The organism is Nocardia jiangsuensis (genome assembly GCF_042650385.1).
GTDB lineage: Bacteria > Actinomycetota > Actinomycetes > Mycobacteriales > Mycobacteriaceae > Nocardia > Nocardia jiangsuensis.
Genome location: NZ_JBHSAX010000019.1, coordinates 38,483 through 64,602, shown reverse-complemented (window position 1 = coordinate 64,602; position 26,120 = coordinate 38,483). Strand labels below are relative to the sequence as shown.

The 26,120-nt window shown below is 73.3% G+C and carries 25 protein-coding genes; 20 read left to right on the top strand and 5 right to left on the bottom strand.

Annotated elements, in window-relative coordinates:
* Positions 1 to 33: 33 nt before the first annotated feature.
* The 12 genes from ACFO0B_RS23160 (at position 34) to ACFO0B_RS23105 (ending at position 15,050) form a co-directional block, all read left to right on the top strand.
* Positions 34 to 942 (top strand): helix-turn-helix domain-containing protein, encoded by a 909-nt coding sequence (locus ACFO0B_RS23160; RefSeq protein ID WP_378614664.1) that lies wholly within the window; start codon positions 34 to 36, stop codon positions 940 to 942.
* Between the two features lie 41 nt (positions 943 to 983).
* Positions 984 to 1,913, top strand: a complete 930-nt coding sequence (cysD, locus tag ACFO0B_RS23155; protein WP_378614663.1) for a sulfate adenylyltransferase subunit CysD — start codon at positions 984 to 986, stop codon at positions 1,911 to 1,913.
* Positions 1,913 to 3,739, top strand: a complete 1,827-nt coding sequence (gene cysC / locus ACFO0B_RS23150) for an adenylyl-sulfate kinase (protein WP_378614662.1) — start codon at positions 1,913 to 1,915, stop codon at positions 3,737 to 3,739. Before cysD ends, cysC begins: the two co-directional genes overlap by 1 nt.
* Before the next feature lie 59 nt (positions 3,740 to 3,798).
* Entirely contained in the window at positions 3,799 to 5,592 is a 1,794-nt protein-coding gene (locus tag ACFO0B_RS23145; RefSeq protein ID WP_378614661.1) for an acyl-CoA dehydrogenase, read from the top strand.
* Complete coding sequence (locus ACFO0B_RS23140) at positions 5,583 to 6,200, top strand: QsdR family transcriptional regulator (RefSeq protein WP_378614660.1); 618 nt, start codon at positions 5,583 to 5,585, stop codon at positions 6,198 to 6,200. The genes ACFO0B_RS23145 and ACFO0B_RS23140 overlap by 10 nt, the downstream gene beginning before the upstream one ends.
* Positions 6,201 to 6,516: 316 nt before the next feature.
* Positions 6,517 to 7,311 carry a GntR family transcriptional regulator gene (locus ACFO0B_RS23135; RefSeq protein ID WP_378614659.1) on the top strand — a complete coding sequence of 265 codons (795 nt, stop codon included), beginning with the start codon at positions 6,517 to 6,519 and terminating at the stop codon, positions 7,309 to 7,311.
* Complete coding sequence (locus ACFO0B_RS23130; RefSeq protein ID WP_357013138.1) at positions 7,312 to 7,539, top strand: 4Fe-4S dicluster domain-containing protein; 228 nt, start codon at positions 7,312 to 7,314, stop codon at positions 7,537 to 7,539. It abuts the gene before it with no gap.
* Between the two features lie 8 nt (positions 7,540 to 7,547).
* Positions 7,548 to 8,927 (top strand): ABC transporter substrate-binding protein, encoded by a 1,380-nt coding sequence (locus ACFO0B_RS23125; protein WP_378614658.1) that lies wholly within the window; start codon positions 7,548 to 7,550, stop codon positions 8,925 to 8,927.
* 134 nt (positions 8,928 to 9,061) lie between these two features.
* On the top strand, positions 9,062 to 9,901 hold the full coding sequence (locus tag ACFO0B_RS23120) for an ABC transporter permease (RefSeq protein WP_378615275.1): 840 nt from the start codon (positions 9,062 to 9,064) through the stop codon (positions 9,899 to 9,901).
* Positions 9,898 to 10,635: an ABC transporter ATP-binding protein gene (locus tag ACFO0B_RS23115; RefSeq protein ID WP_378614657.1), complete on the top strand. Its 738-nt coding sequence runs from the start codon at positions 9,898 to 9,900 to the stop codon at positions 10,633 to 10,635. Before ACFO0B_RS23120 ends, ACFO0B_RS23115 begins: the two co-directional genes overlap by 4 nt.
* Positions 10,636 to 10,837: 202 nt before the next feature.
* Positions 10,838 to 13,756, top strand: a complete 2,919-nt coding sequence (locus ACFO0B_RS23110) for a fumarate reductase/succinate dehydrogenase flavoprotein subunit (RefSeq protein ID WP_378614656.1) — start codon at positions 10,838 to 10,840, stop codon at positions 13,754 to 13,756.
* A gap of 112 nt (positions 13,757 to 13,868) precedes the next feature.
* On the top strand, positions 13,869 to 15,050 hold the full coding sequence (locus tag ACFO0B_RS23105) for a MarP family serine protease (protein WP_378614655.1): 1,182 nt from the start codon (positions 13,869 to 13,871) through the stop codon (positions 15,048 to 15,050).
* Between the two features lie 66 nt (positions 15,051 to 15,116).
* Here ACFO0B_RS23105 and ACFO0B_RS23100 read toward each other — a convergent pair whose 3' ends face one another.
* Together ACFO0B_RS23100 and ACFO0B_RS23095 are read right to left on the bottom strand one after the other, a co-directional pair.
* Positions 15,117 to 15,584 carry a DUF4254 domain-containing protein gene (locus tag ACFO0B_RS23100; RefSeq protein WP_378614654.1) on the bottom strand — a complete coding sequence of 156 codons (468 nt, stop codon included), beginning with the start codon at positions 15,582 to 15,584 and terminating at the stop codon, positions 15,117 to 15,119.
* Positions 15,585 to 15,698: 114 nt separating this feature from the next.
* Positions 15,699 to 16,151, bottom strand: a complete 453-nt coding sequence (locus tag ACFO0B_RS23095; RefSeq protein ID WP_378615273.1) for a MarR family winged helix-turn-helix transcriptional regulator — start codon at positions 16,149 to 16,151, stop codon at positions 15,699 to 15,701.
* 295 nt (positions 16,152 to 16,446) lie between these two features.
* On the opposite strand from ACFO0B_RS23095, the gene ACFO0B_RS23090 reads away from it, so the two are divergent.
* A complete protein-coding gene (locus ACFO0B_RS23090; RefSeq protein WP_378614653.1) occupies positions 16,447 to 16,800 on the top strand; it encodes a hypothetical protein in 354 nt (117 codons plus the stop codon).
* Here the strand turns inward: ACFO0B_RS23090 and ACFO0B_RS23085 are convergent, their stop codons facing one another.
* The gene (locus tag ACFO0B_RS23085; RefSeq protein WP_378614652.1) at positions 16,801 to 17,538 is read right to left on the bottom strand and encodes an ATP-binding protein; all 738 of its coding nucleotides are present in this window, start codon (positions 17,536 to 17,538) and stop codon (positions 16,801 to 16,803) included.
* A 104-nt stretch (positions 17,539 to 17,642) separates the two neighbouring features.
* On the opposite strand from ACFO0B_RS23085, the gene ACFO0B_RS23080 reads away from it, so the two are divergent.
* Positions 17,643 to 18,107: a hypothetical protein gene (locus tag ACFO0B_RS23080; RefSeq protein ID WP_378614651.1), complete on the top strand. Its 465-nt coding sequence runs from the start codon at positions 17,643 to 17,645 to the stop codon at positions 18,105 to 18,107.
* Positions 18,108 to 18,125: 18 nt separating this feature from the next.
* Here ACFO0B_RS23080 and ACFO0B_RS23075 read toward each other — a convergent pair whose 3' ends face one another.
* Positions 18,126 to 18,269 carry a hypothetical protein gene (locus tag ACFO0B_RS23075; protein ID WP_378614650.1) on the bottom strand — a complete coding sequence of 48 codons (144 nt, stop codon included), beginning with the start codon at positions 18,267 to 18,269 and terminating at the stop codon, positions 18,126 to 18,128.
* Between the two features lie 344 nt (positions 18,270 to 18,613).
* Between ACFO0B_RS23075 and ACFO0B_RS23070 the strand changes: the two genes are divergently transcribed.
* The 4 genes from ACFO0B_RS23070 to ACFO0B_RS23055 all read left to right on the top strand — a co-directional run bounded on the left by ACFO0B_RS23070 (position 18,614) and on the right by ACFO0B_RS23055 (position 22,430).
* Positions 18,614 to 18,970 (top strand): histone-like nucleoid-structuring protein Lsr2, encoded by a 357-nt coding sequence (locus ACFO0B_RS23070; RefSeq protein WP_378615271.1) that lies wholly within the window; start codon positions 18,614 to 18,616, stop codon positions 18,968 to 18,970.
* 129 nt (positions 18,971 to 19,099) lie between these two features.
* Positions 19,100 to 20,326 (top strand): transcriptional regulator, encoded by a 1,227-nt coding sequence (locus tag ACFO0B_RS23065; RefSeq protein ID WP_378614649.1) that lies wholly within the window; start codon positions 19,100 to 19,102, stop codon positions 20,324 to 20,326.
* 188 nt (positions 20,327 to 20,514) lie between these two features.
* Positions 20,515 to 22,032, top strand: a complete 1,518-nt coding sequence (gene adh / locus ACFO0B_RS23060) for an aldehyde dehydrogenase (protein WP_378614648.1) — start codon at positions 20,515 to 20,517, stop codon at positions 22,030 to 22,032.
* A complete protein-coding gene (locus tag ACFO0B_RS23055; RefSeq protein ID WP_378614647.1) occupies positions 22,032 to 22,430 on the top strand; it encodes a DUF779 domain-containing protein in 399 nt (132 codons plus the stop codon). Before adh ends, ACFO0B_RS23055 begins: the two co-directional genes overlap by 1 nt.
* A 155-nt stretch (positions 22,431 to 22,585) precedes the next feature.
* On the opposite strand, the gene ACFO0B_RS23050 is transcribed toward ACFO0B_RS23055, so the two are convergent.
* On the bottom strand, positions 22,586 to 24,274 hold the full coding sequence (locus ACFO0B_RS23050; RefSeq protein WP_378614646.1) for a putative PEP-binding protein: 1,689 nt from the start codon (positions 24,272 to 24,274) through the stop codon (positions 22,586 to 22,588).
* A gap of 127 nt (positions 24,275 to 24,401) precedes the next feature.
* Between ACFO0B_RS23050 and ACFO0B_RS23045 the strand changes: the two genes are divergently transcribed.
* Both ACFO0B_RS23045 and ACFO0B_RS23040 read left to right on the top strand, forming a co-directional pair.
* Positions 24,402 to 25,169, top strand: a complete 768-nt coding sequence (locus tag ACFO0B_RS23045; protein WP_378614645.1) for a DeoR/GlpR family DNA-binding transcription regulator — start codon at positions 24,402 to 24,404, stop codon at positions 25,167 to 25,169.
* Positions 25,166 to 26,116: a 1-phosphofructokinase family hexose kinase gene (locus ACFO0B_RS23040; RefSeq protein WP_378614644.1), complete on the top strand. Its 951-nt coding sequence runs from the start codon at positions 25,166 to 25,168 to the stop codon at positions 26,114 to 26,116. The genes ACFO0B_RS23045 and ACFO0B_RS23040 overlap by 4 nt, the downstream gene beginning before the upstream one ends.
* The last annotated feature ends 4 nt before the right edge of the window (positions 26,117 to 26,120 follow it).

Sequence of the window (26,120 nt, the reverse complement as noted above, 5' to 3'; positions counted from 1 at the left end):
GAAGATTAGAACTTGTTCTAGGAGTGGTCAACAGTGTCCAAGGTCGCGATCGGAGACGGCACCGTCGCCCGGCGCTCCGCCCCCACCGTCCGGGTGCTGCGGGTGCTCGATTTCCTGGTGGCGAACCGCGGCTCGCGCTACGGCCTCTCCGAGATCGCGCGCGAACTCGGGCTCGCCAAACCCACCTGCCTGGGCATTCTCACCGAGCTCACCGCCGCCGGGTACCTGATCCGGGACCCGCGCACCCGTGGCTACGGGCTCGGCCCCGCGCTGATCGGGGCCGGGCGGGCGGCCCAGGAGAACTTCGCGGTCTCCGCGCTGGCCCGCGCCGAGCTGGAGCCGCTGAGCGTGCGCTACCGCACCACCTGCACGGCATCGGCCGTGGTCGGCGACAAGATCGTGGTACTGGACGCCACCGGGCCGGGCCGGGTGCAGGTGGGCGCCACCTACCCCTTCGCGCCGCCGGTCGGGCTCATGTACGTGCTCTGGGACACCGACGCCGCCCTCGACGCCTGGCTGCGCACCCCGGCAGCGGTGCCGCTGGAGCAGGACGAGCGGCGGCTGCGCACGGTCGTCGCCGAGTGTCGCGAGCGCGGCTACCTGATCGAGAGCACCTCGGCCGCGGGGCGGCGACTCTACTCGCTGCTGGCTGGCGCGGCAGGCGCAGAAATGCCCGCCGAGCTGCGCGAACTCGTCGCCGAGTTGGTGACGAGCCTGGGCGAGCGGGTGTATCTGGGCAGCGATCTGCGCCCGCGCAAGGAGCACCCGGTGAGCCTGCTCGCCGCGCCCACCTACGACGAGCGCGGCAGGCAGAGCATGGTGCTCACGATGTACGTCGGCAGGGCGGTCACCGGGGCCGAGATCGAGCGCCGCGGCACCGCGCTCGCGGCCGCGGCGGCGGCCGTCACCGCGGCCGCGGGCGGGCGGCCGCCGCTGCGCTGAAGCGTTGACGGTCAGACCGAAACGTGTTCTAGTTTTTTCTCGTGAGCCCGAACCAGAAGTCCGTCACCGGCTGGGAGCTGTCGCACCTCGACGCGCTCGAAGCCGAATCGGTGCACATCTTCCGCGAGGTGGCCGCCACCTTCGAACGCCCCGTGCTGCTCTTCTCCGGCGGCAAGGACTCGGTGGTCATGCTGCACCTGGCCGCCAAGGCGTTCTGGCCCGCGCCGCTGCCATTCCCGGTGTTGCACGTCGACACCGGCCACAACTTCGACGAGGTGATCGCCTACCGGGACGAGACCGTCGCGCGGCTCGGCCTGCGGCTGCTGGTCGGCAGCGTGCAGGACGACATCGACGCGGGCGCGGTCACCGAGGAGACCGGCCCGCGGGCCAGCCGCAACCGGCTGCAGACGCACACGCTGCTGCGCTCGATCCGGGAGGGCGGCTTCGACGCCGTCTTCGGCGGCGCCAGGCGCGACGAGGAGAAGGCGCGCGCCAAGGAGCGGGTCTTCAGCTTCCGCGACGAGTACGGCCAGTGGGACCCGCGCAACCAGCGCCCCGAGCTCTGGAACCTGTACAACGGCAGGCACCGGCGCGGCGAGCACATCCGGGTCTTCCCGCTCTCCAACTGGACCGAGCTGGACATCTGGAACTACGTCGCCGCGGAGGAGATCGCGCTGCCGCCGCTCTACTACGCACACCGCAGGGAGGTGGTGCAGCGCGACGGCATGCTGCTGGCGCACACCGGGTTCCTGCGGCTGCTCGACGGGGAGCAGCCCTACGAGGCCACCGTGCGGTTCCGCACCGTCGGCGACGCCACCTGCACCGGCTGCGTGGAGTCGACCGCGGCGAACGCGGACGACGTGGTGCTCGAGGTGGCCGCAACCCGGGTCACCGAACGCGGCGCCACCCGCGCCGACGACCGCATCTCCGAGGCGGGGATGGAAGATCGCAAACGCGAGGGGTACTTCTGATGACCACCCTGCTCCGGCTGGCCACCGCGGGCAGCGTCGACGACGGTAAGTCGACGCTGATCGGGCGCCTGCTCTTCGATTCCAAGGCGATCCTCGCCGACCAGCTCGCCGCGGTCGAGCGCACCAGCAAGGAGCGCGGCGCGGGCCGGACCGACCTCTCGCTGCTCACCGACGGCCTGCGCGCCGAGCGCGAGCAGGGCATCACCATCGACGTCGCGCACCGCTACTTCACCACGCCGCGGCGGAAGTTCGTCATCGCCGACACCCCGGGGCACATCCAGTACACCCGCAACATGGTCACCGGCGCCTCCACCGCCGACGTCGCGCTGATCCTGGTCGACGCGCGCAAGGGCGTGGTGGAGCAGACCCGCAGGCACGCCTTCCTCGCCGGGCTGCTCGGCGTGGCGCACCTGGTGCTCTGCGTGAACAAGATGGACCTGGTGGACTGGAGCCAGGAGCGCTTCGAGGAGATCAGGGACGACTTCACCCGGTTCGCCGCCCGGCTCGAGGTGAGCGACCTGACCTTCGTGCCCATGTCGGCGCTGACCGGCGACAACATCGTGCACCGCACCGCGAGCATGCCCTGGTACGAGGGCACTCCCCTGCTGCACCAGCTGGAGCAGGTGCACATCGCCTCGGACCGCAACCTGATCGACGCCAGGCTGCCGGTGCAGTACGTGACCCGCACGCACAACCCGGATTTCCGCGGGTACGCGGGCACCGTGGCCGGCGGCGTTTTCAAGCCGGGTGACGAGGTCACCGTGCTGCCGTCGGGGTTCAGCACGACGGTGGCGGCGCTGTGGGGTCCGGGCGGCGCGCCGCTGGCCGAGGCCTTCCCGCCGCAGGCGGTGACGGTGCAGCTCACCGACGAGCTCGACGTGGCCCGCGGCGACCTGCTCTGCCGCCCGGCGAACCGGCCGCAGACGGCCCGCGACCTGGACGCCATGGTCTGCTGGTTCGCCGAGGAGAGCGCGCTCACCCCCGGCGCCACCTACACGCTGCGGCACACCACCCGCGCCGAACCGGTGCGGGTGCAGCGGCTGGACTACCGGCTGGACGTCAACACCTTGCACCGCGACGAGACCGCGAACGCGCTGGCGCTCAACGAGATCGGGCGGGTGCAGCTGCGCGCGCGGCGGCCGGTGCTCTTCGACCCGTACCGGCGCAACCGGAACACCGGCAGCTTCGTGCTGGTCGACGACGTCACCAACAACACCGTGGCGGCCGGCATGATCACCGGGCCGACGCCGACCGCCGCCGGGGTGGTGTGGCACCGCAGCGCGGTGGAGCGCACCGAGCGCGCGACCCGCGGCGGCACGGTCTGGCTCACCGGGCTCTCCGCCTCCGGGAAGTCCACGGTCGCGGTGGAGCTGGAGCGCAGGCTGGTCGCCTCGGGCAGGCCCGCCTTCCTGCTGGACGGCGACAACCTGCGGCACGGGCTCAACGCCGACCTCGGCTTCGCCCCCGAGGACCGCACCGAGAACATCCGCCGGGTGGCCGAGGTGGCCAAGCTCTTCGCCGAGGCCGGGGTGCTCGCGGTGGTCTCGCTGATCAGCCCGTACCGGGAGGATCGGGAGCGGGCCAGGCAGGCGCACCTGGCCGCCGGGCTTCCGTTCCTGGAGATCTTCGTCGACACGCCGCTCGCGATGTGCGAGGCTCGCGACCCGAAGGGGCTCTACGCCAAGGCGCGCGCGGGCGAGGTGCGCGGCTTCACCGGGATCGACGCCCCGTACGAGGCGCCGGAGCAGCCGGACCTGGTGCTGCGGCCGGACGACGGCGACCCGGCCGAGCAGGCGGCGCGGATCGCGGCGCTGCTGGGGTTCTGATCCGGCGGGGTGCGCATATTTGATACTCTGCGCGATACGTGTCTCGAAAGGACGGGCGTATGCGCACCCTGCTGCTCAACCCGCGCGATCTGGAGTTCCTGCTCTACCGGTGGCTCGATGTCGAGGCGCTGACGAAGCACCCGCGCTTCACCGAGCACTCGCGGGAGACCTTCGACGCGGTGCTCGCGCTCAGCGCCGAGATCGCCGAGACGCACTTCGCGCCGCACAACAAGAAGGCCGACGCCAACGAGCCGCGGTTCGTGGACGGCAAGGTGGAGCTGATCCCGGAGGTCGCGACGGCGCTGCGGGCCTTCGCCGCGGCCGGGCTGCCCGGCGCCACCGTGGCCACCGAGCTCGGCGGCATCCAGCTGCCCGCCGTCGTGGCCCAGGCCTCCTTCGCCTGGTTCCACGCCGCCAACACCGGAACGGCCGCCTATCCCTTCCTCACCATCGCCAATGCGAATCTGCTGATCGCGCACGGCGAGCAGTACGTGGAGCGGTTCGTCCGGCCGATGCTGGAGGGGCGCTTCTTCGGGACCATGTGCCTCTCCGAGCCGCAGGCCGGGTCGTCGCTGGCCGACATCACCACGCGCGCCGAGCCGCAGGGCGACGGCAGCTACCGGCTCTTCGGCACCAAGATGTGGATCTCCGGCGGGGATCACGAGCTCGGCGAGAACATCGTGCACCTGGTGCTGGCCCGGATCCCGGGCGGGCCTGCGGGCACACGGGGGATCTCGTTGTTCGTGGTGCCGCGCTTCCTGGTGGGCGAGGACGGCGTGCTGGGCGAGCGCAACGACGTCACGCTGGCCGGGCTGAACCACAAGATGGGGTTCCGCGGCACCGTCAACACGCTGTTGAACTTCGGCGAGGGCACGCACACCCCCGGCGGGGCGCCCGGCGCGATCGGGTACCTGGTCGGCGCGGAGCACCGCGGGCTGAGCCTGATGTTCCACATGATGAACGAGGCGCGGATCGGGGTCGGGCTGGTGGCGGCGGCGCTCGGGTACACCGGGTACCTCAAGTCGCTGGAGTACGCGCGGGGCAGGCCGCAGGGGCGGGCCAAGGTCGGGGCGGATCCGGCGAGCCCGCAGCGACCCATCGTGGAGCACGCCGACGTGCGGCGCATGCTGCTGGCGCAGAAGAGCTACGCCGAGGGGGCGCTGGCGCTGGTGCTGTACAGCGCGCGGCTGGTCGACGAGCAGCGGATCGCAGAGACCGAGGACGAGCGTCGGCGTCTCGGGCTGCTGCTCGACATCCTCACGCCGATCGCCAAGAGCTGGCCGTCGCAGTGGTGCCTGACCGCCAACGACCTGGCCATCCAGGTGCTCGGGGGGTACGGGTACACGCGGGAGTACGACGTCGAGCAGCACTACCGGGACAACCGGCTCAACCCGATCCACGAGGGAACGCACGGGATCCAGGGGCTGGACCTGCTTGGGCGCAAGGTGACGCAGCAGGGTGGGGCGAGCCTGCTCGCGCTCGACGCGCGGATTCGGGCCACGCTGGACGCCGCCGCCGCGGCGGGTGGTGAGGCGGGCGCGCTGGGGGCCGGGCTCGGGACGGTCTGGCAGCGGGTGGTCGAGGTGACCGCGGGGCTCTTCGCGAGCGGGGACATCGAGGCGGCGCTGGCCAACAGCAGCGTCTACCTGGAGGTGTTCGGGCACACGGTGGTGGCGTGGATCTGGTTGGAGCAGTACCTCGCCGCAGCGGAGGGCGAGGACGCGTTCCACGAGGGAAAGCGGCAGGCGGCGCGGTACTTCCATCGGTACGAGTTGCCCAGGACGGGGGCGGGGCTGGAGCTGCTGGCAAGTCTGGATCGGACCACGCTCGATATGCGCGAGGAGTGGTTCTGAGCGGGCCGGAGGCGCGGCAGCGGACGCCGCGACGGCCGGGGCGGCCCGCGGCGGCCACCCCGGCAGAGGTCGTGGCCGCGGCGCGGGCCGCGTTCCTGGCGGGTGAGCGGATCGATGTGCAGTCCATCGCCGCCGGGCTCGGATTGAGCCGGGCCTCGGTGTACCGCTGGTTCGGGTCGCGCGAGGGGCTGCTCGGGGCGGTGCTCGCCGGGGAGTACGAGGCGCTGGTCGCGCGGGCCGACAGCCGCAGGCGCAGTGCGGGCGGAGCCCGCGTGCTCGAGGTGCTGGCCAGGGTGAACCGCTGGATGAGCGACAACGAGCCGTTTCGGCGCTACTTCGAGCACGAGCAGCGGGCGGGGTTGCGCACCCTCACCGCGGGTGACGGGCCGGTGCAGCCACGTGCGGTGCGCGCGGTCGAGGAACTGGTGCGGCGTGCGGTCCGCGACGACGGCTACGAGCCGCCCATGGCTCCGGACCTGCTGGCCTACGCCATGGTGCGGCTCGGCGAGGCGTTCCTCTACAACGACAGTGCCGTCGGCATCACCGGCGATGTGGAGCGGTTGCGGACCGTCCAGGCGGCGCTGCTCGGCCTGCCCGCCGACAGCTGACCGGGGCGGTTCCGCGCGGCGCGCGCGTCGCGGCGCCCGCGGCGGCTCGGCTGATTCCTGCGGAGTGTCCTGACGGTCGCCGAGTGCGCTCACCGAGGCTCGCGGGCAACCCGGCGGACCGGTGCCGCGCCGCCGGGAGTGGAACCGGGACTGTTCCGATCACTGTGATCGCAAGTCCCCGCCCGCCGAGCCGGGTGGCGCAATGCCGGGTGGGACCCAGGTCGCACCCGCCCGTACCCGGCGCATTCCGAGCGCGTGAACGCGGTTCGCATCCGCACCGGCGAACCAACCGCCGCGAGCCCGTTATCGTCGGTTCATGCAGGTCAGAGGTGTGGATCCAATTCCCGAGCCGGGCGAGGCGCACGGTCAGGCGCCGGTGCGGCGGCTGCGGGCGGATCAGGCGCGCCGGGTGGCGGACGTGCTGCGGCACCAGATCCACACCGGCGCGTTCCCGGACGGGCTGCCGTCGGAACCGAGCCTGGCCGAGGAGTTCGAGACCTCCCGCAACACCGTGCGCGAGGCGCTGGCGCTGCTGCGCGACGAGGGGCTGATCGACCGCGCGCCCCGGCTCGGCACCCGGGTGGCCAACCGCAAGTACGACCACGGGCTCGACGCCCTGCTCGGCTTGCAGGAGACGCTCAAGGGGCACGGCACGGTGCGCAACGAGGTGCGCGCCGCGACCGCCGTCACCGCTCCGCCCGCGGTGGCCCGCAGGCTGCGACTGGAGCCGGGCGAGCGGGTGGTCTACCTGGAGCGGCTGCGCTACCTGGGCGATACCCCGCTCAGCCTCGACCTGACCTACCTGGCCCCCGACATCGGCGCCGCCGTCCTCGACCTGGACCTGGCGGGCACCGACATCTTCGTGCTCATCGAGCAGGTCAGCGGCCAGTCGCTCGGCTCGGCGGACCTGGCGCTGGAGGCCGTCTCCGCCGACCCGCACACCGCCGCGACCCTGGAGACCGCCGACGGCGCCGCGCTGCTCATGCTCGAGCGGCTGACCAGGCTGGAGGACGGCAGACCGGTCGATCTCGAGTACATCCGGATGCGCGGCGACCGGATCACCATGCGGGGCAGCCTGTCCCGCACCGCACCCGAGTGGAAGGTCCTGTAGATGGCCCTCGCGAACAACCGCGCCGACGTGCCGGTGACGATCGACGAATCGCTCTGTATCGAGGGCTGCACGCTCTGCGTCGAGATCTGCCCGCTCGACTCGCTCGCCATCGACACCAGCACCGGCAAGGCGTTCATGCACGTGGACGAGTGCTGGTACTGCGGCCCGTGCGCCGCCCGCTGCCCCACCGGTGCCGTCACCGTCAACATGCCGTATCTCCTGAGGTGAAGAACTCCATGAAACGCCTGATCGCGGTGGCCGCCGCCGCTGCCCTCACCCTGACCGGCTGCTCGCTGGAGCAGTCCGCCGCCGGCGGCGGCGACACCGTGCGCGTCGTCGTCGGCTACCAGTCCAAGACCGTCAACACCGTCACCGCGGGCACCCTGCTGCGCGCCAAGGGCTACCTGGAGCAGCGGTTGCGGGCGATCACCGACGCGGGCGGCGCGGCGTACGAGGTGGAGTGGCAGGACTACGACACCGGAGCCCCGATCACCGCCCAGATGGTGGCGGAGAAGATCGACATCGGCTCGATGGGCGACTACCCGCTGCTGATCAACGGCTCCCGCACGCAGGCCGGCGAGCGTTCGCGCACCGACTTCGTCTCGGTCACCGGGTACAACCCGAAGGGCGCGCTGAACATGGTGGTGGTGCCGCCGGATTCGCCCGCCACCACGCTCGCCGACCTGCGCGGGCAGAAGATCTCGGCCAGCGTCGGCTCGGCCGGGCACGGCACCCTGGTGCAGGCGCTCACCCGCGCCGGGATCGACCCCGGCACCGGGGTCGAGGTGCTGAACCAGCAGCCGCAGGTGGGGGCGTCGGCGCTGGAATCCGGCCAGGTGGCCGCGCTCTCGCAGTTCGTGGCCTGGCCCGGGCTGCTGGTCTTCCAGGGCAAGGCCGAGCTGCTCTACGACGGCGCCGAGCTGAACGTGCCGACTTTCCACGGCGTCGTCGCGCGGCAGGACTACACCGAGCGGCACCCGGAGGTGCTCGACGCCTTCCTGCAGGCCCAGCTGGACGCCACCGAGTTCCTGCACGGTGCGCCGCTGGCGGCGGCGAAGCTCGTGGCCGACGGGTCGGGGCTGCCGCAGGAGGTGGTCTATCTCTACAACGGCCCGGGCGGCACCACCTTCGACACCACGCTCGAGCCGAGCCTGATCGCGGCCTTCAAGGACGACGTGCGGTACCTGGAGTCCATCGGTGACTTCGCCGAGCTCGACATCGACGGCTTCGTCGACGACGCCGCGCTGCGCAAGGCCTTCGCCGAGCGCGGCGGCACCACCTACGACGCCGCGCTGGCCGACACCGGCAATGCGACCACCGGCTCCGGCAACGAGGTCTGGGTGGACGGGCAGCAGCAGACCAGGCCCGCCGCCGACCCCACCGAGCTGCTTCGCATCGTCAACCAGGCGCGGGCGCGGGGCGAGACGGTGCGCACCGCCTACGTGCTCGATGCCGAGCTCGGCACCCGCTGGTTCGCGAACGAGTCGGTCTGGCTGCGCGACGGTGACCGCTTCCTGCCCTTCACCACCGAGGCGGCCGCGCAGCGCTACCGCGGTGCCCACCCCGGTGCGGTTCCGGTGAGTTACGACCAGGCGGTCCAGGAGGTGCGGACGTGACGCGCACCGACGCGGTCACCGCTCCGGCGACCGCGGCCGGAACCGCGCAGCCGGATGCCGTGCCGCGCACGGACGCACCGGATTCCGCGGCGGACCCGACGCCCGGATCGGTCGCGCCGGACCCGACGCCCGAGCTGGTCGAGGCGGGCCCGGCGGCGGCCGCGCTCACCCCGGCACCGGCGAAGGGCACGGGCTCCCCCTGGCCCGGCCGGCTGACCAAACTGGTCTCGGTCAGTGCCGCGATCGGCGTCTGGCAGCTGCTGACAGCGAACGACGTCCGGTTCTGGCTCCGCTTCGACACCCTGCCGACGGTCACCGAGATCCTCACCGCCTTCGGCCGCCGGCTCGGCACCGACACCTACTTCCTCGACCTGGCGCAGTCGCTGCTCCGCATCCTCAGCGGCTTCGGCCTCGCCACGGTGGCGGGCGTGCTCACCGGGATCGCGCTCGGCCGCTCGCGGAGGTTCGCGAACGTGGTCGGCCCGCTCACCGAACTGGCCCGCCCGGTCCCGGCGATCGCGGTGGTGCCGATCGCCATCCTGCTCTTCCCGGACGACGAAGCGGGCATCGTCTTCATCACCTTCCTCGCCGCCTACTTCCCGATCATGGTCAGCACCAGGCACGCGGTGCGCGCGCTGCCGACGCTGTGGGAGGACTCGGTGCGCACGCTCGGCGGCGGCCGCTGGGACGTGCTGCTGCGGGTGGTCTTCCCCGGCTCGCTGCCCGGCGTGTTCGGCGGGCTCTCGGTCGGGATCGGGGTGGCGTGGATCTGCGTCATCTCCGCGGAGATGATCTCCGGCAGGCTCGGCGTCGGCTACCGCACCTGGCAGGCGTACACCATCGTCGACTACCCCGGCGTCTTCGTCGGCATCATCACCATCGGCGTGCTCGGCTTCGGCACATCGGCCGCGGTGGAGCTGCTCGGCAGGCGGGTCACCCGCTGGCTGCCGCGCGGACAGGAGAACGCGCGATGACCACCGCGAACCGCACCGGCATGGGGCTCGGCCTCGCCGACGTACACCTCTCCTACGGTGGGGACCCGGTGATCGCCGGGCTCACCCTCGACGTGCGCCCCGGCGAGATCCTGGTGCTCACCGGCCCATCCGGCTGCGGCAAGTCCACGGTGCTGCGCGCGCTGGCCGGGCTGCTCGCGCCGGACTCCGGCCGCGTGCTGGCCGACGGGGAGCCGGTGCGCACCACCTCGCGTGACCGCGCGGTGGTCTTCCAGGACAACGCGCTGCTGCCCTGGCGCACCGTGCGCGCCAATATCGAGCTGGCGCTGAAGCTGCGCGGCGAGCCGAGGCAGGGGCGGCGGGCGGCCGCGGAGCGGTGGATCGACGAGGTCGGGCTGACCGGGTTCGGCGACTTCCTGCCCAAGAGCCTCTCCGGCGGGATGCGGCAGCGGGTACAGCTGGCCCGCGGGCTGGCCGGGGCGCCGCGCGCGGTCATGATGGACGAGCCGTTCGGCGCGCTGGACACCCAGACCCGCGCCACCGTGCAGCGGCTGCTGATCGACACCTGGAACACGCACCCGGCCACCGTCGTCTTCGTCACCCACGACGTGGACGAGGCGCTGCTGATCGGCGACCGGGTCGCCGTGCTCGGCCGGGCCGGGCAGCCGCTGCGCGCCCTCGTCGACCTCCCCGAGCCGCGGACCGGGGCCGATCGCTCCGCCGCGCGCGCCGAGATCCTGGCGGCGCTCTCGTGACGGGCTGCTGTCCGCCCGCTCCCCGATCCGGCGGCTCACCCCGGCTCGGCGGCCCTGAACTCCACCCCGCGCCGTACGCCGGGAATGACGACTCCGCTCCCCCGGCTCCGGCACGAGCACTCCCCCGGGCCGCCACGTCCACCGGCCGGGCCCGGCTCCGGTGCACGGCCCTTCCGCACCCCCCGACCGTTGGAGGCCGCTCATGACCGCCCCCGCGCCGACCCCGGCGATCCCCGACCTCGCGGACGCGATCCGCCTGGACTGCGACGTCCTCGTCATCGGCGGCGGCACCGCGGGAACCATGGCCGCGCTCACCGCCGCCGAGCGCGGCGCGAACGTGCTGCTGCTGGAGAAGGCGCACGTGCGGCACTCCGGCGCGCTCGCCATGGGCATGGACGGCGTGAACAACGCCGTCGTGCCGGGCAAGGCCGAGCCGGAGGACTACGTCGCCGAGATCACCCGGGCCAACGACGGCATCGTCGACCAGCGCACCGTCTACCAGACGGCGACCCGCGGCTTCGCCATGGTGCAGCGGCTGGAGCGGTACGGGGTGAAGTTCGAGAAGGACGCCTACGGCGAGTACGCGGTGCGCCGCGTGCACCGCTCCGGCTCCTACGTGCTGCCGATGCCGGAGGGCAAGGACGTCAAGAAGGCGCTGTACCGGGTGCTGCGCCAGCGCAGCATGCGCGAGCGGATCCGGATCGAGAACCGGCTCATGCCGGTCCGGGTACTCACCGCGGGCGGCCGCGCGGTCGGCGCCGCCGCCCTGAACACGCGCACCGGCGAGTTCGTCACGGTCGCCGCGAAGGCGGTGATCCTGGCGACCGGCCCGTGCGGCCGGCTCGGGCTGCCCGCCTCCGGCTACCTGTACGGCACCTACGAGAACCCGACCAATGCCGGCGACGGCTACTCCATGGCCTACCACGCGGGCGCGGAGCTGTCCGGGATCGAGTGCTTCCAGATCAACCCGCTGATCAAGGATTACAACGGCCCGGCCTGCGCCTACGTCGCCAACCCGTTCGGCGGGTACCAGGTGAACGCGCACGGCGAGCGCTTCGTCGACTCCGACTACTGGTCCGGCGCGATGATGGCCGAGGTCAAGCGGGAGATCGAGTCCGCGCGCGGCCCCATCTACCTGAAGGTGTCGCATCTGCCCGAGGAGACGCTCTCCACCCTGGAGGGCATCCTGCACACCACCGAGCGGCCCACCCGCGGCACCTTCCACGCCAATCGCGGCCACGACTACCGCACGCACGACATCGAGATGCACATCTCCGAGATCGGGCTGTGCGGCGGGCATTCGGCCTCCGGCGTCTGGGTGGACGACCGCGCCCGCACCACCGTCCCCGGGCTGTACGCCGCCGGTGACCTGGCCTGCGTACCGCACAACTACATGATCGGCGCCTTCGTCTACGGCGATCTGGCCGGCGAGCACGCGGCGTCCACGCTGGCCGAGCTGGACGCGCCCGCCGAGCTGCCCGCCGACCAGCTGGCGGCGGCGCACGAGCTGATCTACCGGCCGCTGCGCAACCCGGAGGGGCCGCCACAGCCGCAGGTCGAGTACAAGCTGCGCCGCTTCGTCAACGACTACGTGGCGCCGCCGAAGACGGCCGCCAAGCTCTCGCTCGCGGTGGAGACCTTCGAGCGGATGCGCGCCGAGGTCGAGGGGATCGGGGCGCGCACCGCGCACGAGCTCATGCGCGCCGCGGAGGTGTCGTTCATCCGGGACTGCGCGGAGATGGCGGCGCGCAGCTCGCTGACCCGCACCGAATCGCGCTGGGGGCTCTACCACGACCGGGCCGACCTGCCCGAGCGCGACGACGTCGACTGGCGCTACCACCTGAACCTGCGCAAGAACGGCTCCGGCGAGATGGAGTTCGTCAAGCGGGCGGTGGCGCCGTACCTGGTCCAGGTGCCGGAGTTCGACGACGTGCCGGGCGCGGTGCCGGCCGAGGTGCCGGTGCGGGCCACGGAGCCGGTCGCGGTCCGCGGTGGCGCGCAGCCGACGCCGGAGCGGATCGAGCCGGTACTGCGCGAGGAGGCGCCGTCGCCGCGGATCGTCACGCTGCTGGCACTGGACGCGCCGGATGTCGCGGAGCTGGAGCCGTACCTGCGCGATTCCGACCCGGTGGTGCGGGTCGCCGCGCTCTCGGTGCTCACCGAGCACACGCCGGACGGCTTCGCCGGTGCGCTGATCCCGGCGTTGGACGACCCGGCGGTCACCGTACGCCGGGCCGCGGCGGACAGTCTGCGCGAGCTGGTCGAGGTGCTGCCCGAGCACGCCGGGCTGCCGGAGCGGATCGGCTCCCCGGACGCCGGGGTGCGCGCCACCGTGGTGGATCTGGTGCGCGCGCTGCGCGGCGGATCCGCCGGCTGGTTCGCGGGCGCGGCGCGCGACCCCGATCACCGGGTGCGGCTGGAGGCGGTGCGCGGGCTGGTCTCGCTGGACGAGGCCGCCGGCGTCGCCGCGCTCGCGGGTGACCCCAACCGCGAGGTGCGCGTGGTGGTCGCGCACGGGTTGGCCGAGATCGGCCCGGTCGCCGTCGCGGCCGGCGCGCGCCAGGTCATCCGGGCCCTCGCCGCCGACCCGGACCCCCTGGTCCGCGCCGCCGCCCTCGCCGCCTTCGGCCCCCTCGGCGCCGAGGGCCCGTTCGACGCCGTCGGCTCCGGACCGTCCACACCGGCGCCGCACACCGGCGGCGTGAGCGCGGGTGCACCCGCCACGACCGCGAGCGCGCCGGCAGGCGGGAACGCCGTGACTCCGCAGGCCGAGGGCGGCGCCGCACGAACCAACGGCGTCGCGCCGCGGGCACCGCGCAGGCGGGCGCCCGCGCCGGGGGACGACGTGGCCCTGCTCATCGCGGCACTCTCCGACACCGCGTGGCAGGTCCGGGTCGGCGCGGCGAAGGGGCTGGCGGGGGCCGATCCGGGCGCCGCGATCCCGGCCCTGAGCACCGCGCTGGGCGATCCGCACCTGGATGTGCGCAAGGCGGCGGTACTGTCGGTGAGCGCTCGTGCCGAGCGGGACGACGCGCAGGACGCGCTGGCCCGCGCGGTGCACGACAGCGATGCCGACGTCAGGGCGTACGCGCGCCGCGCGGCGCGGTTGCTGCCCCGCTGATCGGTCGCTAGTTTGTCGGCGTGACCGTGGCCGACTCCCGAGCGGCCCGCGGTTGCCGGGCGCGGTCGGCCCGGCGCTGGGTCGGCTCGGGCCGGTGGACGGGAGACGCGGCGTGACGGTGGCGATCTGGCTCGATCTCGTCGTGCTCGTCGCCGCCGTGCTCGCCGCACTGGCGGGCTGGCGGCGCGGCGCGATCGTTGGGCTGCTCGGCTTCGCCGGGGTCGTCCTCGGCGCCGTGCTCGGCGCGCTGCTCGCGGGCGGGGTGCTGCACCGGGTGCAGCCGGGCTGGCCCCGGCTCACCGTGGTGATCGCGGTGGTCGCGATCTTCCTGGTCACCGGCGAGCTGATCGGCCACCGGATCGGCCGCTCGGCGCGGGACGCCGTGCGCGGCAGCGGAACCAGGAGGGCCGACGCGGTCGGCGGCGCGGTCACGCACGCCGCCGCGGTGCCGGTGCTGGTCTGGCTGGTGGCGGGCGCCTTGGCCGGCTCCGCGCAGGCGCAGGCGGTGCAGGGCTCGGTGGTGCTCCGCACCGTGGACGACCTGGCCCCCGGCTGGGCCGCCGACCTGCCGGAGCGCGTCGCCGAGCCGCTGCGCGACGCCGGGCTGCCCGCCGCCTCCGCCTGGCCCCGCGAGGAGACCGGGCGCTCCCGCGAACAGCCCGACCCCGCCGTCGCCGGGCTCCCGCTCACCACCGCACTGCAGCCGAGCGTGCTCCGGATCCGGGACATCGCAGCGGATTGCGGTTTGCGGCAGACCGGATCCGGTTTCGTGATCGCGGCCGAGCGGGTGCTGACCAACGCGCACGTAGTCGCGGGCGCCACGAACATCTCGGTGGACACCCCCGATGGCCCGCTCGACGCCCGGGTGGTGCAGTTCGAGCCCGCCATCGATATCGCGGTGCTCGCGGTGCCCGGGCTCACCGCGGTCCCGGTGCCGATCGCGCCGCTGCCCGCCGAGCCGGGCGACGACGCCGTCGTGCTCGGCTATCCGCAGGGCGGCCCGTACACCGCGAGCGCGGCGCGGGTGCGCAGCCGGGTGCAGCGCCCGGTGCGCGACATCTACCGCACCGCGGGCATCGAGCGGAAGTTCTACGCGGTGGCCGGCGAGATCCGCAGCGGCAACTCCGGCGGGCCGCTGGTGGATGCGGAGGGCCGGGTGCTCGGCGTGGTCTTCGGAGTCGACGAGGAGCGCGGCGAACTCGGCTACGCCTCCGGGCTCCCGGACGTCCTCGAGCAGCTCGGCGAGCGCTGGCGGTCGGGTACCCCCGTCGGCGCCGGAAACTGCGCGCCCTGAACCCAGCTCTGCCGGGACCGCGCGCCTCGGACGCGGTTCAGCGAGCCCGCGGGTCCTGACCACGATTCAGCGCGGCAGTGCGAGCCAGCCGCTCTCCAGCGCCGCGGCCAGCTCCCCGTAGCCGATCTCCTGCTCGGCCAGCGCGGTCCACGCCGCGTGCATCTCGTCGCTACCGGGGTCGATCGTCATGAGCAGGTCGAAGGCACGCTCGGAGGCCGCCGCCATCCGGTCGATCACGGCGCCGAGCGGGTCCGGGTGGCACCGCGCCCCCGCCCGCGGCGCCGGCAGGTTGCGCCGCACCCAGCCGTCGATGCGGCGCACCAGATCGGCGCGATCCCGGTCGAATTCGGCGGCGCGGGCGGGCAGCCGACGGCGGGCCCGGTGCAGCTCGGCGATGGCGTGCGCCTCCCGGCAGAGCGGCCCGGCGAGGTAGTGGCCGCGCAGCGCGGCCAGCAGCTCGTCCTTCGAGGGGAGCACCGGGTCGGCCGGCGGCTCGGTCTCGGACAGCGCGCGCCGAACTTGTTGCGCTGTCATCGGACCGACCTCCCGTCCACGGCGACACGAGTCACATCACGTCGGATTCACACGCCGCGCCGAACGGAAACCGTGGCGCAGATCGCGTTTCTCCCGCAGTGACATGACGCGTGGTCAGCCGCGTGCGCCGGCCACCGCGGGCGGGCGTAGCCGCTCGGGGGCGAGCGCGGAGAGCTCGGCGGCGTGCTGGCGATCGGCGGTGATGGCGTCCAGGCGCTTACCGAGCGCCTTCACCTCGTCGCGCAGCGCGATCACCCGGTCCAGCGGGTAATCCACCTCGGCCAGCACGGATTCCACCATGCGCCTGGCCTGGCGCTGCAGCGCGCGCCCTGCCTCGGTGGCGCGCAGCTCGACGGCGCGGCGGTCGTGCGCGCTGCGCACGCTCTCCACCAGGCCGTGCGCCTGCAGCCGCTGGATCAGCGGGGAGACGGTGCCGTAGTCGAGGTGCAGCTTCTCGCCGAGTTCGCGCATGGTCATGCCCGGCCGCTCCCAGAGCGCGAGCAGCGCCAGGTACTGCGGGTAGGTCACCCGCATCTCGTCCAGGAAGGGACGGTAGGCCGCGGTCATCGACCGGGAGGTGGAGTAGAGCGCGAAGCAGAGCTGAGCGGTGAGCGAGAGCGGGTCGGCGCCGGGTAGCGCGGCCCCGGCGGGGGCGCTCCGGTGCGGGCGGAATTCGGATTCTCGGGCAAGATCGGGCAACGGTGCCTCGGGCATGACTGCACTGTACGCACCGGGCCGACCCGGGCGTGCCGGGTCGGCCGGGTATACCGCGCGGTCTGCGAATTTCGGCCGGCGACGCCGATCTCGGCCACCCGGTTGTGCGCAATGTTTGTGACGAGCCACTCCGGCAATCACCGGGCACGTGGTGAACGATGTCGAGAAGCGCTGGAACGACCCGGGCGCCGTGCGCGGCGCGACCCGCTACCTCGCGGCGGTGCTCGTGATCACCGCCGCGGTCTTCGGAGTCTGCGTGCTCTGGGCGAGCGGCCGCGCCGAGTGCTCCGGCGAGCGCATGCTCTGCGACACCGCGGCGCAGGGCGTCACGCTGCTCGCGCCCGCGGTGACCCTGCTGCTCGGCGCGATCGGCGCCTTCGTCCGGACGTTCCTGGTGTGGCGGCGGGGCGGTAGCTGGCCGATCTGGCAGGGCGCGGGCTGGTTCGCCCTCGTCCTCTTCATGGCCTACCTGTCGATCGGCGGCGGCGCACTCGCCGGGTGATCACACCGGCAGCGTCGCCCAGACCACCTTCCCCGTCGGCCAGCACGGCGCGCAGCCCCAGGCCGCGGCCAGATCGGCGACCACGTGCAGGCCGTACGCCTGCACCTCGCCCGCGGCGGGCTCGCGCAGCACGGCGGGCTGCGGATCGGCATCGGCCACCGCGACGGTGACCCCGCGGGCCCGCAGGTCGAGCCGGACCCGGACGTCGCCGATCGCGTGCCGCATCGCGTTCTCCACCAGCTCGGTCACCAGCAGCTGCGCGTCGTTGAAGAGTTCCGCGATGCGCCAGCGCACACACATCCGCGCCACGAACTCGCGCGCGGCCCGGGCACTGGCCGCGGCGGCAGCCATGTCCAGCCGAGCCCGCTGCCGGTACGGCGGCACCGGCGCCTGCGCGAGCGCGGCAGGCACCGACTCCAGCACCGGCACCCGGCGCACCACGGCCGCCACCCGCCGGCGCAGCGGCTCGTCCGCCGCGGCGAGCAGGATCGGCACCCCCGGCCAGTCGCCGACCCGGATCCGGGCGGCGCTGAAGGCGGTGAGCGCACCGTCGTCGGCGAGCGCGAGTTCGTCCAGTGCGACGATCAGCGCCCGCGGCTCGTCCATCGCGAACCGCACCAGGTCGGCACCGAAGCGCCGATACGTGTCGGTGTCGAGCACGCCGCGCGGCCGCAGCACCGCGCACTCCCCCGCGATCTCGGGCCGCCAGGAGACCTTTCCGCCACTGATCCGCTCCACCCGGATCGGCTACCCGTCCGCACCGCACTCAACCGGATTTACGGCCGGGCCAGCGGGTATAGCGGGCACACAGCCTCAGGGGACGATCGAGAAAGGGACGCCACATGACCGAGACGGCCACTGAAAGCGCCGCGATCACCGACCGCCCGTCCCCGGAGCATCGCCGGCCGCCGGGGGTGGACGACGCGACGGTCGCCGCGGGCGGCAAGCTCTCCGAGGCACTGGAGACCATCGAGCGCGCCAGGGGCCACCTCTACGAGCTGCACCAGCTGATCGGCGGCGCCGACCTGCGGCTCGACGAGGCGGTGTCGAAGTTCAGGGAGGCAGGCCACCCGGAGATCGCCGAGCGCATCGAGCGCGAGCTGATCGGCCGGAACGTGCTGCCCGGCCGCTGGACCTTCCAGATCGTCGAGGAGTTCGACGACGGGTACTACGCGGAGTTCCTGCAGATCGAACGGGACGTCCGCGACAAGCTGTTCGACGGCAAGCGCCACCTATTCGAGGCGGAGATGAAGGAAGCGCGCCGCACCCGAGGGCGCAAGGGCCATTCGGCCGCGCCCCGAGGGTAGCCGCCCCGGAATAGCGCCTCAGCCGCCGACGGGCCGCTCGGGCAACCGGACGGCGGCGCGGCGTGCCTCCAGCCAGAAGGTGGCGCCGACCGTCAGATACGAGGCGACCACCGCGAGCAGGGGAAGACCGAGGATCATCAGCAACACCGGGAACATCGACATGGCCCGCGCCCCTCTCCACCGCACAGCACTCGTCCCGTGGCCCGATACCCGGACCCGGGGGCGCCACCTGCGCCTGCTCGGCTATTACCCGGAACCGATCGCCACACGCGATCCATACCGCAACATCACTGTGAATTGGGTCACCGACCCTCGCTAATTCCCCGACGCCGCCACCGGCGCCAATTCGGCGTTCCGCTCCGGTGCGAATTCGCTATCGATTGCCGAAAGTCCGGAGCGCCTTTGCCGGAACCACCCGCAAAGGCGTATGCGGCACCGCGGGGCGCGGAATGGGATGTAATGTCGTGCTGTCGAATCCGGCGTCCGGAAAGGGGCAGCACAACAATATGGCCAAGAAGGTCATCGTCCAGACCATCGACGATCTCGACGGCGAGTCGGTCGCGGACGAAACGATCGAGTTCGCGCTCGACGGAGTCGGTTACGAAATCGACCTGTCCAGCGCCAACGCGAAGAAGCTGCGCGACGAGCTGGAGGCGTGGGCCAAACATGCCCGCCGGGTGAGCGGCAGACGGCGCCAGCCCAAGACCCCAGCCCCGCGTGCCAAGTCCGCCGACAACCGCGAGCAGACCGCGGCGATCCGGGAATGGGCCCGCAACAACGGGTTCGAGGTCTCCGCCCGTGGCCGGATCCCGGCCGAGGTGCAGCAGGCCTACCGCGCCGCGAACAGCGACCCGGAGGACTGACCCGCCGCGCGGTCGGCGGGCCGTTTCCCGGCCCGCCCCCGCTCGCGCCGGGTTCCGCCCCGCACGGTGCCGCGCCGGGGCAGAATGGAGTTCCGCGCACCATCGAACCAACGACCCCAGGATCGCGGGATGGCCCAACGGCGTAGCCTCTCGCAGCGACGAGCTGCCCTCGAAGCGGAATGGACCCGCCGGGTGCCCGGCGTGCCCGGCCCGGATGCCATCCGGGCACCCGCCGAACTCGCGCGGCCCGATGCGCTCGACTCCGCCGTCGCGCAGTCCTGGGCGCGATCGCTGCGCACCGTCGACCCGGCCAGGGACCACGCACCGGGCGATGCCGTCGACGTCAGGACCCGCTGGGCCGAGTCGCCGCTGCGCACCCCCGTGCTGGAGCTGGCCGATCAGCTGCGCGCGGTGGCCGACGGCTCCGGTTTCGTCGCCGCCGTCACCGACGAGAGCGGCACCATCCTCTGGTCCTACGGCGGGCCGGTCATGCGCCGCCGCGCCGAACAGGTGAACTTCGCCCCCGGCGGCCGCTGGGACGAGCCGCACATGGGCACCAACGCGCTCTCGCTGGCGCTGCGCACCGAGCGGCCGCACACCGTCTTCTCCGCCGAGCATCTGGTCGCCGCGCTGCACGGCTGGGTCTGCTACTGCGCGCCGATCCACGGCACCGACGGCAGGCAGCTGGGCGTGCTCGACCTCTCCACCGCCTGGGACCGGGCGCACCCGCTCGCCATGTCCACCGCCATGGCGCTGGCCAGCGCGATCGAGGCGCGGGTCAGGCCGGCCGCGCCCGGCGCGCGGCTGCGCTGCCTCGGCGGCGCGGAGCTGGTGCGCGCGGGCCGGCCGGTGCGGCTGCGGCCCCGGCACCTGGAGATCCTCACGCTGCTGGCGCTGGAGCCGGAGGGGTTCACGCACGAGCGGCTGCACTTCGCCGTCTACGGCGACCGGCCGGTCGGGACCAGCACGCTGAAATCGGAGATGTCGTACCTGCGCCGGGCCACCGACGGGGAGATCAGCAGCCGGGTCTACCGGCTGGCGCACCCGCCCGCCTGCGATGCCGTCGAGCTGCTCGCCGCGCTGGAGGCCGGTGACACCGGCGCCGCCGTCGAGCTGTACCGCGGGCCGCTGCTGCCGGGTTCGGACACCCCGGGGATCGTCACCTGGCGCGATCACCTCGAGGTGGCGATCCGCACCGCCGTGCTCTCCAGCCCGGACCCCGGCCACGCGCTGCGCTACGGCGAGTTCGCCCCGGACGACATCGCCGTGCACGAGCACGCGCTCCACCTGCTCGCACCCGGCGACACCCGGCGCGCCATCGCCGCCGCTCGACTGCATTCCGCCCTTCGCGACTGAACCGCGCCGTCGCTGCCGTGCGCGACTGCACCACGCCGGTACGACCGGGTACGGCGCGCCGGGGCGCCACACGGCGGCACCTTCGGTTCCGGGCGTCAACGTTTCGCCAACCTCGGCGGCGCATAGTGACACGCGTCACGGCCGTGCGCCGTGGGTTCACTGTCGCCAACAGCGAGGAGTCGTTCGCCATGATCTACGCGAAGCCGGGAGCCGAGGGCAGCGTCGTCGAGTACGCCCGCCGATACGACAACTTCATCGGCGGTGACTGGGTGGCCCCGGCGGAGGGCCGCTACTTCGAGAACCCCTCCCCGGTGGACGGCGCCACCTTCACCGAGGTCGCCCGCTCCACCGCCCCCGACGTCGACCGCGCGCTGGACGCCGCGCACCAGGCCGCCGACGGCTGGGGCCGCACCTCGACCACCGAGCGCGCCAATATCCTGAACCGCATCGCCGACCGGATCGAGGAGAACCTCACCGCGCTCGCCGTCGCGGAGACCTGGGAGAACGGCAAGCCGGTCCGCGAGACCCTGGCCGCCGACCTGCCGCTCGCCGTCGACCACTTCCGCTATTTCGCCGGGGCGCTGCGGGCCCAGGAGGGCGGCATCTCGGAGATCGACGGCGACACCATCGCCTACCACTTCCACGAGCCGCTCGGCGTGGTCGGCCAGATCATCCCGTGGAATTTCCCGATCCTGATGGCCACCTGGAAGCTGGCCCCCGCGCTCGCCGCGGGCAATGCCGTGGTGCTCAAGCCCGCCGAGCAGACCCCGGCCTCCATTCTCAAGGTGGTCGAGCTGATCGCCGACCTGCTCCCGCCCGGTGTGCTGAACGTGGTCAACGGCTTCGGCGTCGAGGCGGGCAAGCCGCTCGCCTCCAGCCCGCGGGTGGCCAAGATCGCCTTCACCGGCGAGACCACCACCGGCAGGCTGATCATGCAGTACGCCAGCGAGAACATCATCCCGGTCACCCTGGAACTGGGCGGCAAGAGCCCGAACATCTTCCTGCCGGACGTGGCCGCCGCGGACGACGAGTTCTTCGACAAGGCGATCGAGGGCTTCGTCATGTTCGCCCTGAACCAGGGCGAGGTCTGCACCTGCCCCTCGCGCGCGCTGGTGCACTCCTCGATCTACGACGAGTTCATGGAGCGCGCGGTGGCGCGCACCGAGGCCATCGTGAGCGGCAACCCGCTCGACGACGCCACCATGATCGGCGCGCAGGCCAGCAACGACCAGTACGAGAAGATCCTCTCCTACATCGACATCGGGCGACAGGAGGGCGCCGAGGTGCTCACCGGCGGCGGCACCCGCACGGTCGACGGCCTTCCCGACGGGTACTACGTGGAGCCGACCATCTTCAAGGGCCGCAACGACATGCGGATCTTCCAGGAGGAGATCTTCGGCCCCGTGGTCTCGGTGACGACCTTCGACTCGGTGGACGAGGCGCTCAAGATCGCCAACGACACCCTGTACGGGCTCGGCGCCGGCGTCTGGTCGCGGGACATGAACACCGCCTACCGGCTGGGCCGGGAGATCAAGGCGGGGCGGGTGTGGACCAACTGCTACCACGCCTACCCGGCGCACGCGGCGTTCGGCGGCTACAAGAAGTCGGGCATCGGGCGGGAGAACCACCGCATGATGCTCGAGCACTACCAGCAGACCAAGAACCTGCTGGTCAGCTACTCCCCCAACAAGCAGGGCTTCTTCTGATGGCTGTGCCGCGGGTGGAACTCACCGATCCGGCGACCGAGCTGCTGCGCGCGCTGGAGGCGCAGCACGGGCCGGTGATGTTCCACCAGTCGGGCGGCTGCTGCGACGGCAGCGCTCCGATGTGTTACCCGCGCAACGAGTTCCGGGTGGGCTCGGCCGATGTGCTGCTCGGCCGGGTCGCCGGCGACACCCCGTTCTGGATGAGCGCGGACCAGTTCGAGTACTGGAAGCACACGCATCTCACCGTGGACGTGGTGCCCGGCCGGGGCAGCGGATTCTCGCTGGAGGCGCCGGAGGGCGTGCGCTTCCTGATCCGGTCCCGGCTGCTCACCGACGACGAGGTGCTGGCGCTGGCGGCCGAGCCGCCGCCGGCGACCGGGGCCGAGTACGAGGGGTGAGTTCGTGGAGCGGGCCGGCACTTCGGTGCCCGCCCGTTTCGCATTCCGGAGATGCGGCCCACCGGGCTCGGTGCACACCGCATGCGGACCGGCCGCCCGAGTGGCCCCGCGCAGCGCAGGCTATGACGGTGCACCGCGTACGGCCCGCCCCTCGCTCAGTAGCCGAGAGCGGCACGGGCGGCCGTACGGGCTCCCTGCGGATCCTCCGCGGTGCTCGCCGCGGCGGCCGCGCGTTCGCAGTCCTTGGCGGTGACCCCGGCCAGCGCGGCGCCGACGGCGGCGACCGCACCCGCGGCGGCGGAGAGCGAGGTGACTCCGAGCCCGACCAGCACGCAGGCGAGCAGCGGGTCGGCCGCGGCCTCGCCGCACACCCCGACCGGCTTCTCCCGCACCCGCCCGGCCAGCGCGGTGCGCCCGATCAACCCGAGCACCGGCGGCTGCCACGGGTCGGTGAGCGCGGCCAGCTCGGCCGACATGCGATCCGCCGCCATCGTGTACTGGGTGAGGTCGTTGGTGCCGATGGACAGGAAGTCGACGTGCCGCAGGATCGCGGTCGCCGCCAGCGCCGCCGATGGCACCTCGATCATCACCCCCGGCACCAGCCCGCGCTCGCGTACCTTGCCCGCGAACCACTCCGCCTCCGCCGGCGTCGCCACCATGGGCGCCATCACCCACGGCACCGGGGTACGGCCGCGCGCGGCCTCGGCGATGGCGTCCAGCTGGCGGTCGAGGATGCCGCTCTCGCGCAGCGCGATTCGCAGCCCGCGCACGCCGAGCGCCGGATTGGCTTCGTCCGGGTGCCCGGCGAAGCGGAGCGGTTTGTCCGAGCCGGCGTCCAGGGTGCGGAGCACGACCTTGCGGCCGGGGTAGGCGTCGAGCACCTCGCGGTAGACGCCGGCCTGCTCGGCGACGGACGGCTCGGCTTCCCGGTCGAGAAAGCAGAGCTCGGTGCGGAAGAGCCCGATCCCCGCGGCCGGGGTCGCGGCGGCGGCGCGGGCGCCCGCGCCGTCCTGCACGTTGGCGAGCACCTCGATCGGGCGGCCGTCGGCGGTGCGGCCCGGCCCGGTCCAGGCGGCGCTGCGGGCCGCGGTGTCACGGTGCGCGGCCAGCGCGGCGGCGGCGCGCTCGGGGTCGGGAGCGACCCGGATCTCGCCGGTTCCGCCGTCGACGAGCACCTCGGTGCCCGCGGTGAGCCCGGCCGCACCCGGTACGGCGACCACGCACGGGATGTTCAGCTGCCTGGCGATGATGGCGGTGTGGCTGGTCGGCCCGCCGAGCGCGGTGACGATCGCGATCACCAGCGCCGGGTCGAGCCCGGCGGTGTCGGCGGGGGCGAGGTCGTCGGCGACCAGGATCGAAGGGCGCTCCGGCACCGGGATACCCGGCTCGGGTGCGCCGAGCAGCTCGGCGACCACCCGGTCGCAGATATCGCGCAGGTCGGTGACGCGCTCGGCCAGCACCCCGCCGAGCTTGGTCAGCATGCCCGCGAAGCGCTCGCTCGCGGCGATCGCGGCGGCGGGTGCGGGGGTACCGGTGCCGATGGCCTGCTCGGCGGTGGCGAGCCAGCCCCGATCGGCGGCCAGCGCGGCATTCGCGGCCAGTACCTCGGAGGCGGCGCCGGTCGCGTTCGCCGCCCTTGCCCGCAGCCGTGCGGCCACGGTGGCCGCTGCCGCACGGAACGCCTCGGCCTCGCCCGCCCGTTCGGACTCGGGCACTGTCCGATCGGACATGTCCGGACGCACCCGGGCCGCGGCCCTGATCACCGGGCCGAGAGCGACACCGGGCACGGCCGGGGTGCCGACGAGCACATCACCATCCGGGATCACCTGCTTGTTTCGGATCATCGGTCCTCCTGGGAGCGCGTCGGCCGGTCGATATCGGTTGTGACCCAGCTTACGCGGATCGCTTGACAAAGCAATACATCCGGGCATAAAACAATATAAGCAAACATTCCAGCGGTCGGAGGTTCACATGTACGCGGAGGAGCGCCAGCAGGCGATCGCCACCCTCGTCGGGCAGGCCGGCCGCGTCTCCGTCGCGGAGCTGGCGGCGCTGTACGAGGTCACCAACGAGACGGTGCGCCGGGATCTGGCGGCGCTGGACCGGATGGGGCTGGTCCGCCGGGTGCACGGCGGCGCGGTCCCGGCCGCCGCGCTCACCGCCATCGAGCTCGGCACCGGCGAGCGCGAGCACACCAGGGCGGGCGAGAAGGACCGGATCGCCAAGGCCGCGCTGGACTTCCTGCCGCCGAGCAGCGGCACGGTCCTCTTCGACGCGGGCACCACCACCGCGCGGGTGGCCGCCGCGCTGCCCGCCGATCGGGAGCTCTTCGCGGTCACCAACTCGGTGCCGATCGCGGCCCGGCTCAGCGCCGCCGCCGGGGTGCACCTGCACCTGCTCGGCGGCCGGGTCCGCGGGGTCACGCAGGCCGCGGTCGGTGCCGAGACGCTGCGCATGCTCGGTGATCTACGGGTGGATGTCGCCTTCGTCGGCACCAACGCGATCTCCGTGCCGCACGGCCTCTCCACCCCGGACCCGGACGAGGCGGCGGTCAAGCGCGCGATGATCGCCGCGGCCAACCGGATCGTGGTGGTGGCCGACTCGCGCAAGATCGGGCGCGAGGATTTCGTCCGGTTCGGCACCGTGGACGAGGTCGACGTGCTGGTCACCGACACCGAACTCGCGCCGTCGGTCGGCCGGGAGCTCGCCGACCACGGCATCGAGGTGGTGACCGCGTGATCGTCACCCTGACCGCCAACCCGAGCATCGACCGCACGGTCACGCTGCCGGGGCCGCTGCGCCCCGGCGCGGTACACCGCGCGCTGGCCGTCACCTCCGAACCGGGCGGCAAGGGCGTCAACGTCTCCCGAGTGCTGGCCGCGGCCGGGGCCGAGACCGTCGCGGTGCTGCCGACCCGGCCGGACGATCCGCTGCCCGGGCTGCTCGCCGCCGCCCGGATCCCGATGCGCACGGTTCCGGCCGGTGGGCCGGTGCGGATCAATCTGGCCGTCACCGAGCCGGACGGCACCACCACCAAGATCAACGAGCCCGGGGCGGCGCTGCCCGCGGCGTCGCGGGGTGAGCTGGCGGCGCTGCTGGCCGGGCTCGCGGCGGAGGCCGAGTGGGTGGTGCTCTCCGGCTCGCTGCCGCCGGGCGTGCCCGCGGAGTGGTACGCCGAGCTGGTCGCGCTGCTGCCGGATACCAGGGTCGCGGTGGACACCTCGGACGCGCCGCTCGCCGCGCTCGCCGCCCGGCTCGACCGCGCCGCCCCGCAGCTGCTGAAACCCAACGGCGAGGAGCTGGCCCAGCTCACCGGCGCCGACCCGGCCGGGCTGGACGATCCCGCCGCCGCGGCGGCCGCCGCGGGCGAACTGGTGCGGCGCGGGGTCGGCGCGGTGCTGGCCACGCTCGGCGCGGCCGGCGCCGTCCTGGTGGACGCGACCGGTGCCTGGCACGCCACCGCGCCGCCGATCGTGCCGCGCAGCACCGTCGGCGCGGGCGATTCCGCGCTCGCCGGCTACCTGCTCGCCGACCTCGCCGGGGCCGATGCCCCCGGCCGCCTGCGGCACGCCGTCGCGAGCGGCAGCGCCGCCGCGGCGCTGCCCGGCACCCAGCTGCCCGCTCCGGGCGACCTCGACCCCGGCGCGGTATCCGTCACCGCGCTCACCCCCCTCCCTCATCGTTGAAGGA